Raw genomic sequence first — 13,742 nt, forward strand, 5'->3', positions numbered from 1 at the left:
TTACATCACTGGGCCAGGTTTAGCTGATATTGCGTCAGCGACGTCACCGGGTCTGGCGTGGTGCTGTACACGCTCAGGTTGGTCACGCCATGCGCCGCTGCCAGCGCCAGGCTGCCGGCCACGCTGCTGAACACCACCGGGCCGGACGGCGTTGCGGTCTTCACAAACGACCAGCTGCGCGCGCTGCCATAGGTGGCCAGATCCAGCGTGTTGGCGCGTTTGATGTAATTGATCAGCACATCGCGGCTGGCATCGGGCGCTTTCAGCACGATATCGCCGGTGCCACCCACCAGGCCCGGAAAGTTGCCGCCACCGCTGGCGCGGTAGTTGTTGGTGACCACCAGAAACTGCGCATTCAGATCCAGCGCCGCGCCGTTATAGGTCAGGTTGGTCACGCGCGAACCTACCGGCTTGGTCACGTCGATCTGGTATTGCAGCTTGTTGCCCTCGGCGTACAGCACGTCAAAGTTGAAGGTCGGGAACGCGGTGTTGACCAGCTGCTGCACATCGGTCTTGCTGATGTCGATCTGGTTAAACTGCTGCGCGCTCATTTCCAGCCACTGCCGCACGATATCGCCCGATACGCGCACGACCTGCAGCGTGTTGGGGTACAGGTACAAATCCGCCGCATTGTTGATGGCGATCGGGCCTTGCTTCACAAAAGTGAAGTCGCCCGGACCATTACGGCCACCCTTGAACGGCGCAGCGGCCGACAGCACCGGCAGATTGCCCCAGCTCGGGTTGTTGGCGGCCACATAACTCTTCAGATAATCGATCTGCGCCATATTGACGATCTGCAGCGCAGACACGTCGCCTTGCAGCGCGTAATAGGTCGACATATCAAAGCTGGCCGTGCCAATCGGCGTTTTTACATAGGCGATGGTGGCGTCATTCACCGACTGCACCAGCGCTTGCAGACTGGTATCCGGCGTTACATAAGTGGCCGGGGTAGTGCCTGCGGCTGCCGTCAGCAGCGTGGTCTGGCGGGCGACTTTGGTGGCGGTCTTGTTGATGCTCCATTTGCCATCCGCATAAGCCAGCTGCAATTGCACGGTGCCCAGGTTGTTGCCCCACTGGCCCGGCTGCACGGTCGGCACGCCGTTGATAAAGCCATTGACCACATCCACACCGGGCTGGCCGGCAAAGGTGGATTTGCCGCTGTTATCGGGGAACAACAAATGCTGGTGGCCCGTTAGCAAGACGTCGATGCCCGGCACCTGGCTCAGGTAGCCCGCACCGTTTTCCATATCCGGCGCGTACGGCGTCACCATATCGATGCCGCCGTGCGCCAGCGCCACGATGATGTCCGCACCCGCTGCTTTCATTTCGGGAATGTACTTTTGCGCGGTTTCTTTCCAGCCCGTCACCAGCACATGGCCTTCCAGATTACCTTTGTCCCACTGCATGATCGGCGGCGGCGCAAAGCCGATTACGCCCACTTTGAGGGTGGCGTCGAACAGTTTGCCGTTGGCGTCCTTGGCTTTAAAGGTGCGATCCAGAATCTGGTAGGGCTTGAAGATGGGTGTTTGCGTGGCCGCAGAGACCACGTTGGCCGATACAAACGGAAAGCTGGGAGCCGCACACGTGGCCGCATTGCCCGGATTGGTTTTGCTGGTGCCCTTGGAAATGCCAGCCAGTTTGAAGTCGGTGTTGGTGACTTGGGACAAAAATGGCAGGCCGTAATTGAACTCATGGTTGCCCATGGTGCCGGCGTCATAACCCAGCTGGTTCATCTGCTTGTACACGGCCAGCATGTCGGAGCATTGCACCGGATTGATCAGCGCCTGGTAGTCCGACAGCACGGTGCCCTGGATGGTGTCGCCATTATCAAACAGCAGCGAATTGGCCCACTGCTTGCGCGCATTGGCGATCAGCGTGGCGGTGCGGTCCAGGCCGTAGCTTTTGTCTTCCGCCAGTTTGTAATAGTCGTAGCCGACCACATTGGAGTGGATGTCGCTGGTTTCCAGGATGGCCACATCCATGGTGCTACCTGCGGGCAGGATGGTGGTGCCCACCGGGCCATCGTTGCCGCTGCCGCAGGCGCTTAGCAGCGCGGCGACGGCGGTCAGGCCCAGTACGGATTGCAGAGTGCGCGTTGACGTTATCATTTCTTGACGACTTCCTTGCGTGAGAGGTTCGCGCAGTATCAAGAAGCGACGTGACGGGTGCGTTACAGGCGATACAAAACAGATACACCGTCCAACTGGTCAGGCAAGCCCTGGCTGCGGCCGATCTAGCCCATCTGCCGGTTTGGCCGGGCGGCGAGGGCAGGTTACACTCGCGCATTCCTCCTTACACCACACGGCTGCCGCCCGATGCCCGGATTAACCCAAGCCATCCTTTTGCTGGCCGCCGCCGTGCTGGTCGTGCCCATACTCAAGCGTTTTGGCCTGGCCGCCGTGCTGGGCTATCTGGTGGCAGGTGTGCTGATCGGGCCGTGGGGTCTCAAGCTGGTGGGCGAGCCGGAACAGATTCTGCAAACCACCGAATTCGGCGTGGTTTTGCTGATGTTCGTCATCGGGCTGGAGCTGCAGCCGTCGCGCTTGTGGGTGTTACGCCGTGCCGTATTCGGCCTGGGCGGCGCGCAGGTGGTGCTGTGCAGTCTGGCGCTCGGCGGCATCGCCATGGCCTGTGGGCTGAGCTGGAAGGCCGCCGCTGTGGTCGGCGTGTCGCTGTCGATGTCGTCCACGGCGTTTGTATTGCAGATGCTGGCCGAGAAAAACCAGCTGACCACCCACTACGGTCGCGACGCCTTTGCCGTGCTGCTGTTTCAGGATTTGTCCGTTATTCCGGTGCTGGCCGCCTTGCCGTGGCTCTCACCCGTGCACGTGGATCAATCCGGTATTCCGTTGTGGATGTCCTTGCTGGCTCTGGTCGCTATCGTCGCGGCCGGGCGGTTTTTGCTGCGGCCCGCGTTTGGCCTGGTGGCGCGCGCCAAAAGCCGCGATCTGCTGACCATGGCCACGCTGCTGGTCGTCACCGGCACCGCATGGTTGATGGAAGCGGCGGGCCTCAGCATGAGCCTGGGCGCGTTTGTGGCCGGGGTGTTGCTGGCCGATTCGGAATTCCGCCACGAGGTCGAAGCCAATATCGAACCCTTCAAGGGCGTGCTGCTGGGCATGTTTTTTGTCGCGGTCGGGCTGTCGGCCAATATGGGCTTGCTGGTAGCCAAGCCCTTGCTGGTGCTGTTGCTGGCGGTAGGCTTGATGCTGGTCAAGGCGCTGATTCTGTGGGGCATCGAGCGCATGGCGGGCGCGACCGGCAAGATATCGCGCCGTTTTGCGGTCTATCTGTGCCAGGGTGGTGAGTTTGCTTTTGTATTGCTGTCGCTGGCTGATGAGGGTCGCATTCTGCCGCAAGCCACCGCGCAATTGCTCAGCCTGGCGGTCACCTTGTCGATGGCGTTAACGCCATTCGTGGTGTTGGCGCATGAGCGCGTGATTGTGCCGTGGCGGGAAAAGCGCGCCACCCGTGATTTCGATGAACTGCCGGATATGAACAACCCGGTCATCGTGGCCGGTTTCGGCCGCTTTGGGCAGGTGATTGCGCGGATGCTGCGCTCCAGGCATATCAAAGCCACGCTGCTGGAAATCAGCCCGGATCAGGTTGATTTTGTGAAGCGCTTCGGCAACCAGGTGTATTACGGCGATGCGTCGCGCGTAGATTTGCTGCGTGCGGCCGGGGCGGACAAGGCCAAGGTGTTTGTGCTGGCCATCGACGATATCCCGGCCTCGATCAAAACGGCCGAAACCGTGCGTGAGCACTTTCCCCATCTGAAGATTTTTGCCCGGGCGCGCAACCGCTTTCACTACTACCGGCTGATGGACCTCGGGGTCGAGGCGGCGGTGCGCGAGACCTTTCCGGCCAGCGTTGAACTGGGCGTTGATGTACTCGAGGCGCTCGGTGCCAGCCGTCTGGACGCGGAGCGCACCGCGCGCATCTTCCGTCAGCACGATGAAGCGCTGCTGCAGCGGCAGATGGCGATTTACCACGACGAGGACAAGCTGATTCAGGCGTCGCGCGATGCCATGCAAGAGCTGGAAGCCTTGTTTGAAGCGGATGAAGTCCCGAGCGAGCCCGCGCCATACCATCCGGCGGAAGCACGCTAAGTCTATCGGGCGCTCCCTGCTGCCGCCGTACAAACATGTGGGCGGTACCGCGCGGGCGTGGTGGTCACGGCAATCCAGGTTGCGTCGGCGTGTCTTTTGCCCGGCTTGTCCGCTCGTTTGGCTATGCCCGTTGCGCGATGCCAGACTGGCGCCTTCGGCTCACAACACAAGTTATCGCCATGAAAATCTTGCTGAACCACGTTGGCTACACGCCGTCCGCGCGCAAGGTTGCGCTGATCGAAGCGCCGGCCGCCGCACCGCTGACCGGCTTTACCGTCTATGACGCCGAGACGCGCGCCGCCGTGCACACCGGCGCCCTGGTTGCGACCGGGGGCGTCGACCAGTGGAAAGACTGGCATTTCTGGCAGGCGGATTTCTCTGCGCTGGCTACGCCGGGCGAGTATTTCATTGTGGTGGATGGCCCGCAGCCTGCGCTGACTTCACACACCTTTGCGGTTGGCGCCGATTTGTTTGCCGGGCAGATGCTGTCTGACCTGGTGCATTACATCAAAGGCCAGCGCTGCACCGGCCTGTACGACCATGCCGACCGCAGCCGTCCCAAGTTCGGCAGCGATGAGCGCCGCGACGTGCACGGCGGCTGGTTTGACGCCTCGGGCGATTGCTCCAAATATCTATCGCATTTGTCCGTCGCCAATTTCATGAACCCGCAGCAGACACCGCAAGTGGTGTGGAATCTGCTTGATGGCTGGGCGCAATTGCCGCCGCAACTCAAATGGTTTAACGAGCGCATGGTCGATGAAGCCCTGCACGGCGCGGATTTTTTGCTGCGCATGCAAGACCCGGCCGGTTACTTCTACATGACGCTGTTTGATCGCTGGAGCAAAGACGAAAACCAGCGCGATCTATGCGCTTATGCCACGCAGCAAGGCAGCAAGTCCGACCACTATCAAGCGGCGTTCCGCCAGGGTGGCGGTATGGCGATTGCGGCGCTGGCGCGCGCCAGCCTGTTGCCACGGGATGGCGATTTTTCGCGCGGACAATATCTGCAAGCTGCGCGCAGCGGCTTTGCCCATCTGCAAGCACACAATCTCGAATACCTGGACGACGGCGCGGAAAACATCATCGACGACTTCTGCGCCTTGCTGGCCGCCACCGAGTTGCTGGCGGTGACGGGTGAGGGCGAGTACGCCGATGCCGCCATCCGCCGGGCCCTGAGCTTGCTGGAGCGGCAGAGCGCGCAAGGCTGGTTTAGGGCTGATGCGCTGGGCGAGCGGTCCTGGTTTCACGCGGTGGATGCTGGCTTGCCGCTGATTGCGCTGCAGCGTTATGCCGAGGTGGTGCCAACCAGCCCGGCAGCTGGCCGCATCCGCGCCGCATTACGCGATGCCTATGAGTTTGAAATCAGCATCACGTTTAATGAGGTCAACAACCCCTTTGGCTACCCCCGCCAATACGTCAAACAGCCGGGCAGCGTGGGCCAGACGCAATTCTTTATTCCGCACGACAACGGCACCGGTTACTGGTGGCAGGGCGAAAACGCCCGGCTTGGCTCGCTGGCCGCCGCCGCGACGCGCGCGCAGCGCTTGTTTGAAGGCGAGGACGATATGGTCGCAGCGCTGGAGCGATATGCGCAAGGCGCGCTGGACTGGATTCTGGGCGCCAATCCCTACGACGCCTGCATGCTGCAAGGCTGGGGGCGCAATAACCCGCGTTACGAGCCTGGTTATTACAATGCGCCGGGCGGCGTTTGTAATGGCATTACGGCGGGTTTTGATAACGAGCACGACATCGACTTCAAAAAGTCTGAAATCGCCACCATGGCGCATAGTTGGCGCTGGGGCGAGCAATGGATGCCACACGGCGCATGGCTGTTTAATGCCTTGTGCCAGCGCTTTCCGCAGCCGGAACAAGTGACTGGAATGGCGTAATCAAAAACGGGGCCTCCTGCTGGAGTGCCCCGTTTTTTTCTGCATCAAGTCAGCCGCTTTAATCGGCTTCGCCCACCGGTATCCACACCGTAAACACCGCGCCGCCATGCGGATGATTGCTCGCCACTATGCGCCCGCCGTGGTCTTCCATAATCTGTTTGCTGATGGCCAGACCTAAGCCGGTGCCACTGACACTGGAGCGCACGCGCGTGCTCTGAATAAACTTGTCGAAAATGGCATCCAGCTCATTGTCCGGTATGCCCGGGCCATGATCGCGCACGGTCAAGCCGATTGCAGGCGCGCCATCCAGTGTCACATCGGCCATAAAGGCAATTTCAATGGTGCTGTCCGGCGGGCTGAATTTGATGGCATTGGACAACAGATTGACCACCACCTGCATCATGCGGGATTGGTCAAACCAGCCTTCCAGTGGCGCGGTCATATCATCGATAAACAACCTGAGCTGTTTGCCCGCCAACAAAGGCGCAATTTCTGCCGCCGCGCCTTGCACCGTGTGCTGCAAACAATGCCGCGTTTTGTCGTAACGCATTTTGTTGGCTTCCAGGCGCGACATATCGAGCAAATCATTCAGCAACACCAGCAAACGATTGCCGCTGGAATGAATGCGCTCAAAATAACGCGCCAGCGCTTGCGGATCGGCTTTACCCGCTTTGGAAATGCCCATTTCAGAGAAGCTGAGAATGGCATGCATCGGCGTGCGCAATTCATGCGACATATTGGCGAGGAAGGCCGATTTGGAGACGTTGGCTTCTTCCGCCGATTCTTTGGCTTCAACCAGACGCATCTCGATATCTTTGAGATGCGAAATATTGGTGAGGAAGGCAAAGGCATATTCCAGCCGCTGTTGCTCGTCATTGATCGAAGCCGAATTAACCAGGAAGGGCAGCTTGCGTCCGGTATTGTCGGGCAGCCTGACTTCGGCGATATGGCTGATGCCATTGCCGTCCTTGACCAGTTGTTCCGGGAACAATTGCAGCGCGGTTTCGCCCCATAGGCTTTGCGGTTGTTTGCCGATCAAATCCTCACGGCGGAAGCCCAGTTGCTGGCAAAACGCATTGTTGACATCGACGATATGCCGGTGCGTGTCGATCAGGATAAAACCGTCGGCGGTGGTGTCGATAATCGTGCGCTTGAGTCGTTCCGACTGGCGCAAGGCCTGCGCCGCAATCCGTTGCGCGGTTACGTCTTCGACCACCGTAATCATGCCTTTGCCCGGATCTCCCGGTACCAGCGCCTTGGCGTAGAGCATGGCCCAGAAGCCGGAATGATCGCGCCGGTACAGCTCGATTTCGCCGCGGAACACGCCGCCGGTATTGATGCGGCCCCAAATGGCACTGATCAGTTCGGAATAGCGTTCTTCCGAGGCATGAATAATCCGCGTCGGTAAACCGATAATGTCGCTGGCGGCATAGCCAAACAGGATTTCAAACGCCGGATTGACCAGGCGTATGGTATTGCGCACCGACAGCATGATCGCCAACGGGCTGGCATCGAGTACGGTGCGAATCTCGGCGGTACGCTCCAGCACCAGATCTTGCAAATGATCGCGGTGGCGGCGCAGTTCGCGTTCCGAATTCTGTTGCTCGGTAATATCGCGCACCGTAGTGCACGCATAGGCTTCCTGGAAGAATTCGATGTAATTAAACGTGATTTCCACCGGCAACAGATTGCCGCTGCGGTCACGCTGATGCGTGATATAGACCAGGCGTTTATCGACGGTCAGCTTGTACCAGAAGTCTTGCCATTGCGGATCGGTGATATTGGGAAACAGATCAAGAAAACGATAGGTCACCAGTTCTTCATTGGTGTAGCCGCTACTCATGGAGGCGGCACGATTGGCATAGCGGATAAACGCTTGTCGATCTGCCCATAACATCGCATCCGGCGCTTCATCGACGGTAAATTGCGTCAGATATAAGCGCGATTCAATTTGCTCTACCCGGCGGATTTGCCGCAACAACAAATACAGCAAAGCGCTGACCACCACGATCAGCACCAATGCTGAAATTGCGCGGCTTACCAGATCGCTATGGAATTTGGTCATGACGGTATTGACGTCAGAGCTGACCATCACCACCAGCGGCAAATCGCCGCTAGAGACCAGATAAGTCAGCAATTCATCGCTGCCTTCGCTGCCCATATCGCGGTAATGCGCGCCCGGTGCTGACTCTGGTCCATTGAAACGCACGCCATCCGGCTGGCGCACATTGCGACCCAATTCGGCCAGCACAAAGGGGTAATTCATCAGGACCACGCCATCGGTGCGCAATAACTTGATATGCGTGCCGCGCGGTAGTTTGAGCGAATCGTAAAAGCGGATGAAGTAAGCCGGATCCACCCCGGTCAGCAAAACACCGCCGAACTCGCCGTCCTGTTTGTTAATGCGATGCGAAACCGGAATCAGCCAGCGACCATCGGTGCGCGACAGCACCGGCGGCGAAAGCAAAAAGCGCGAGTCATCTACGTCGCGGTGATAGCTGAAATAAGTGCGGTCCGACATATCCATCGGCTTGGACGGGTAGCGCAGGCTGCTGCTGTGCAAAATGCCCTGGCTGTCCACGCTGATGATTTCGCCCACTTGCGGCGTCTGCCGCGTGCGCTCGCGGGTTTCGGTGGAGAGATCGTGCTCTTCGGTGGCGTCGATGCCGTTGCTGCTGGCCAGGCGCTCGAGGGTGGCCTGGGCTGTTTGCTCGGCGCCCACGAAGGTGCGCGTGGCTTGTTCGTCCAGCGAGCGCGCCAGCAGCAAATCCTGCGCGCGCGCTTCTTCGATATTGGCGTTGTAGTCGCGTAAGGTGAGCCATGCCAGCGTCAAGCCGCTGAACAGCAGCAACGCAATATAAAACCAGAGCAGGGCCGTCCGCAGCGGTTTGAGCGCCGGCTGCGGCGTGTGGTGGCGGTGCGCCAGGCGCTCAAGCCAGTTCATCAACTGCCCTGTTGTCTGGCTTCCAGTTGTTCCCAGCGTTCCATTTTTTGCAGTAGATCGGTCTCGATCTGTTCAACCTGCTGTTGCATCTCGCGCGCCTTTTTTTGATCTTGATAAGTGGCCGGGTCCAGTAGCGATGCCTGTACTTGCGTCAGCAAGGTTTCCAGCGACTCGATCTCGCCGGGCAAGCGCTCCAGTTCCCGCTGCTCGTTATAACTCAACTTGGCACTGCGTGTGCGCTGCCGTTCCGCCGGTTTGTCGGCTACCGACGGTGCTGGCTTTGCTTGCTCGAGTCGTGCTTGCTGCATGCGCTGGCGCGCGGTTTGCCAGTCTTGATAGCCGCCCGCGTTTTCCAGCAAGACCCCATTGCCTTCAAAGGCAATGACCTGGGTGACCACGTTATCGAGAAACGCCCGGTCGTGCGAAACCAGAAAGACGGTGCCGGGGTAGTCGATCAATAACTGTTCCAGTAATTCAAGCGTATCAATATCCAGATCATTGGTCGGTTCGTCCAGCACCAGCACGTTGGCAGGGCGGGTAAAGAGGCGCGCAAGCAACAAACGGTTGCGCTCGCCGCCGGACAAAGAACGCACGGGGCTACGCGCCCGCTCGGCCGGGAACAGGAATTCCTCCAGATAACCCATGATGTGCTTGCGCTGGCCGCCGATCTCGACCCATTCATTGCCCTGGCTGACCACATCGGCCACTGAGGCTTCTTCGTCCAGTTGTTCGCGGAATTGATCGAAATACGCCACTTCAAGTTTGGTGCCGCGATTGACCACGCCGCTATCGGGTTCCAGCTCACCCAGCACCAGCTTCAGAAAAGTGGTTTTGCCGATGCCGTTGGCGCCGACCAGGCCGATCTTGTCGCCGCGCAGCAAGCGCGAGGTGAAATTGCGGATGATGGTTTTGTCGCCGAAGGCGAGGCTGACATTTTCGAATTCTGCGACGAGTTTGCCGGAGCGTTCGCCGGCATCGACCTTGAACGAAACATTGCCCACGCGTTCGCGGCGGGCGGCGCGGTCGCGGCGCAATTGTTCCAGTCGCCGTACGCGGCCTTCGTTACGCGTGCGGCGTGCTTCAATGCCTTTGCGGATCCACACTTCTTCTGCCGCCAGCACTTTATCGAATTTGCGTGCCACGGTTTCTTCGGCGGCAATCAATTCCGCCTTGCGGGTTTCATACGCGCTGAAGTTGCCCGGAAAACTGGTCAGCGTGCCGCGATCCAGTTCGACGATGCGGGTGGCGACGTTGTCCAGAAAACGCCGATCGTGCGTTACAAACAACACGCAGCCGTTAAAGTTGCTTAGCAAACCTTCCAGCCATTCGATGGCCGATACGTCCAGGTGGTTGGTCGGCTCGTCCAGTAACAGCAATTGCGGTTCGCTGACCAGCGCGCGGGCCAGCGCCACGCGCTTTTTCCAGCCGCCGGACAAATCCTTGATTTGCGTATGCGGCGGCAGGCCCAGCGTGGTTAGCGTTGAGGCAATCAGCGCGTCAAAACGCCAGCCATCGCGGGATTCAAGTTCGTGTTGTAGCGCCATCAGGCGGTCCAGCGCGGCTTCGCTGCCATCTTGCGCATCGGCGCAGGCGTGGTAATCGACGATCAGCTGGCGCAAATCGCCGAGGCCTTCCGCCACGGCCTCAAATACGGTCTGGTCGGCCTGGAATTCGGGCTCTTGCGCCACAAAGGCCATATGCGCCGATTGCGCGATCCGGATATCGCCGTCGTCCAGCGCGTGGATGCCGGCAATGGTCTTGAGCAGGGTGGATTTGCCCTGGCCATTGCGCCCGATCAAACCGACGCGTTCGCCTTCATCCGCTGACAACATGGCATGGTCGAGCAGGGGCCAGTGACCGAAGGCAAGGCTGGCGTTTTCTACATAAAGCAAAGGCATGGCGGGCAGCAATTCGCAAATTGGACAGGCCGCGATTATACGCGTCTGTGACGCGTTCACTGGCACAACCACGCCGAACGCCCCTACAATGCTGGCCATGTCACAGGCCAAACCCCTGATTTTCTTCAATTTAGTGCTTGCGCTGTTGCTGTTGGGTGCCGCGCCGAGCTATGCCGCCAGCCATGCCAAAGCGCATGCCAAGGCCAGCAAAACCGTCAAAGTCACGGCCAAAGGCAAGGCTGCGCCTGCTGTCGATGACGCCAGCGCCAACGCTGGCGTCGCCGATGATGCCGCGGCCACGCTGGGCGAGGCGGACTTTGATCCGGCCAGGCCCCCCCGGCAGATTCGCGTGCTGGTGGCCTTGGGCGCCTCTACCTTTTTCTTTCAGCATGGGCGACCGCATGGCGTTGAATACAGCATGCTGCAAGAGTTTGAAACCTGGCTGAACCGCAATCGCGGCAAGAATGGCACGCCGCTCAAGTTCACCTACCTGCCGGTCGATGCCGGTGAATTGCTGCCGCAATTGCGCGCCGGTAAAGGCGATCTGGCGGCAGGCTTGATCCCCGCTTCGGCGGGCTTGAACCAACTGGCGGCGGCGTCGACGCCTTATCTCAAAGACAACTGGTGTGTAGTGCAGCCCAAAGGCGCGCCCGCCTTGAGCGACTGGAGCAGTCTGGGCGGCCATGCGCTGCTGCAGCCTCCCGCCAGTTATGCGCGCCGCGTGGTCACTGCCGACGTCAAAGTCTCTTTGCAGGAAGCCGCTATCGGCAGCACAGCGGAAAGCATCCTCGGAGAATTGAAAGATCAACAAGCCACGCTGGCCAGCCGCTATGTCACGCGCTTGTGGAGCAAGCGCTTTAGCCAGTTGCAGGTAGATGCCTGCGCGCCCGAGGCGGTCGAATACGTGTGGGCCCTGCCGCAAGACAAGCCCGGCTGGCTGGCGCAGGTCAACCAGTTTCTGGCGGCCAAAGGCGACGGCGTGGCAAATCGGGCCTTGGCCAGCACCCAGCGTTTTATCAACAAAGACAGTGACGGCCATGTCAGCAGCCCCGACCAGATGTCGTCGATGGATAAACTCGGCTTTTTTGCGCCGATGTTCCAGCTGGTGGCGACTGCCAACAATATGGACTGGCTATTGCTCGCCGCCATCGGCCAGAAAGAAACCTCGCTCAATCCGGTGGTGCGCACCAAGGGCGGCCCGACCGGCCTGATGCAGATCAATCCGGTGACGGCACGCAAGATGGGCGTCACCAACCCGCACGACAACCAGCAGAATGTCACCGCGGCTGCGCGCTATCTGGGCTATTTGCGCGATCAATTCAGCAGCCCCAGCATCCGCCCGGATGACCAGATGGCCTTTATGATTGCGGCCTACAACGCAGGCGAGGGCCGGGTGCAGCAATTGCGCAAAAAGGCGGCTGCGCAAGGGCTGGATCCGGACAAGTGGAACGGCAATGTCGAGAAAGTGGCCAGGCAAAGCGTGGGTACGCATTTGCTGGCCTATGTAAATTCAGTGGGACGGATTTATAGCTCGTACCAAAGCGCGTCCAGAGTGGCGTCGGCGCCCGAAGTAGCCGAGCGCGATGATGGGGGCAGCCAGGACAGCGCTGCGGCCTGGGGCGGCAAGCCCCGGCGCTGAGCCGCAGTTACCGTGATGGCTATCCAAAAAGGCCCGACTGGCGCGATGCCGTCGGGCCTTTTTGCGGCACGGCTCAGGCCGCGTGCAAAGCCGCCAGCCCGGCGCGCAGATCGGCCTGCAGGTCATCCAGATGCTCGATGCCGACCGATAGACGCAACAGATTGGGGCCGATGCCGCGTTGCAGCCGGTCTGCTTCGGGCAAAGACGCGTGCGTCATAAACCACGGCACATTGACCAGGCTTTCCACGCCGCCCAGGCTTTCCGCCAGGGTGAACAGCTTTAACGCATTCAGAAAACGCCGCACCGCGGCATCATCGGCGGCCAGCCGCAGTGTTACCACACCGCCAAAGCCTTGCTTGAATTGCTGTGCGGCCAACTGATGCTGGGGATGGCTAGCCAGGCCTGGATAAATGACATCCTGCACGCCCGCTTGCTGTTGCAGCCATTGCGCCAGCGCCTGGGCATTGCTGCAATGGCGTTGCATGCGCAGGCCCAGCGTTTTGAGTCCACGCAAAGCCAGAAAGCTATCGAACGGGCTCATGACTGCGCCGACTGCGTTTTGCAGATAGCGCACGCGCTCGGCCAGTTCCGGCGTGCGCACAATGACCGCGCCGCCGAGTACATCGGAATGTCCATTCAGATATTTGGTGACCGAGTGCAGCACAATATCCGCGCCCAGCTCCAGCGGCCGTAGCAAATACGGTGTGGCAAAAGTGGCATCCACCACCACCAGCGCACCCACCGCGTGGGCGGCCTCGATCACGGTTTTGAGGTCGATGATCTTGAGCAGCGGGTTGGTGGGGATTTCTAGCCAGACCAGTTTGGTGCTGGCATTCAGGCTGGCTTTGAAGGCGGCCTCATCGGCCACATAGCGGATACGATGACCCGCACTGCGCGCCCGGACCTTTTCGAACAAACGCCACGCGCCGCCATACAGATCGTCGATGGCGACAATTTCGCTGCCACTGTCGAGTAAATCGACCAGCGTTGCCATCGCGGCCAGGCCCGAGGCAAAGGCAAAGCCAGCCGCGCCGCCTTCCAGTTCGGCCAGTGCGTGTTCCAGTGCGGCGCGGGTGGGGTTGCCACTGCGGATGTACTCGTAGCCGGTGTGTTCGCCCGGCGCCGCTTGGGCGTAGGTGGAGCTGGTGTAAATCGGCGGCATCACCGCGCCAGTGGCGTCGGGGGCGTAGCCAGCGTGGACCGCCAGCGTATCGGGATGGGGCATGCTTGCTCCTGCAAGGGGATTAGAGGACTGCGCCATGC

At 60.1% G+C, this 13,742-nt stretch carries 7 protein-coding genes; 3 read left to right on the top strand and 4 right to left on the bottom strand.

The window, feature by feature from the left end:
- Nucleotides 1-5: 5 nt before the first annotated feature.
- On the bottom strand, nucleotides 6-2,108 hold the full coding sequence (locus ACYQ1A_RS06715; RefSeq protein ID WP_499361194.1) for a 5'-nucleotidase C-terminal domain-containing protein: 2,103 nt from the start codon (nucleotides 2,106-2,108) through the stop codon (nucleotides 6-8).
- Between the two features lie 207 nt (nucleotides 2,109-2,315).
- Between ACYQ1A_RS06715 and ACYQ1A_RS06720 the strand changes: the two genes are divergently transcribed.
- Both ACYQ1A_RS06720 and ACYQ1A_RS06725 read left to right on the top strand, forming a co-directional pair.
- Complete coding sequence (locus ACYQ1A_RS06720; protein ID WP_499361195.1) at nucleotides 2,316-4,109, top strand: monovalent cation:proton antiporter-2 (CPA2) family protein; 1,794 nt, start codon at nucleotides 2,316-2,318, stop codon at nucleotides 4,107-4,109.
- Nucleotides 4,110-4,288: 179 nt separating this feature from the next.
- On the top strand, nucleotides 4,289-5,998 hold the full coding sequence (locus tag ACYQ1A_RS06725; RefSeq protein ID WP_499361196.1) for a glycoside hydrolase family 9 protein: 1,710 nt from the start codon (nucleotides 4,289-4,291) through the stop codon (nucleotides 5,996-5,998).
- A 58-nt stretch (nucleotides 5,999-6,056) separates the two neighbouring features.
- On the opposite strand, the gene ACYQ1A_RS06730 is transcribed toward ACYQ1A_RS06725, so the two are convergent.
- Together ACYQ1A_RS06730 and ACYQ1A_RS06735 are read right to left on the bottom strand one after the other, a co-directional pair.
- Nucleotides 6,057-8,942 (bottom strand): PAS domain S-box protein, encoded by a 2,886-nt coding sequence (locus ACYQ1A_RS06730; RefSeq protein WP_499361198.1) that lies wholly within the window; start codon nucleotides 8,940-8,942, stop codon nucleotides 6,057-6,059.
- On the bottom strand, nucleotides 8,942-10,840 hold the full coding sequence (locus ACYQ1A_RS06735; RefSeq protein ID WP_499361200.1) for an ATP-binding cassette domain-containing protein: 1,899 nt from the start codon (nucleotides 10,838-10,840) through the stop codon (nucleotides 8,942-8,944). Before ACYQ1A_RS06735 ends, ACYQ1A_RS06730 begins: the two co-directional genes overlap by 1 nt.
- Before the next feature lie 97 nt (nucleotides 10,841-10,937).
- Here ACYQ1A_RS06735 and ACYQ1A_RS06740 point away from each other — a divergent pair, with 97 nt between their 5' ends.
- Entirely contained in the window at nucleotides 10,938-12,479 is a 1,542-nt protein-coding gene (locus ACYQ1A_RS06740; protein ID WP_499361202.1) for an MltF family protein, read from the top strand.
- A gap of 73 nt (nucleotides 12,480-12,552) precedes the next feature.
- On the opposite strand, the gene ACYQ1A_RS06745 is transcribed toward ACYQ1A_RS06740, so the two are convergent.
- Entirely contained in the window at nucleotides 12,553-13,704 is a 1,152-nt protein-coding gene (locus tag ACYQ1A_RS06745; protein WP_499361203.1) for a trans-sulfuration enzyme family protein, read from the bottom strand.
- Between the last annotated feature and the right edge of the window lie 38 nt (nucleotides 13,705-13,742).

This window comes from Silvimonas sp. JCM 19000 (assembly GCF_054652575.1).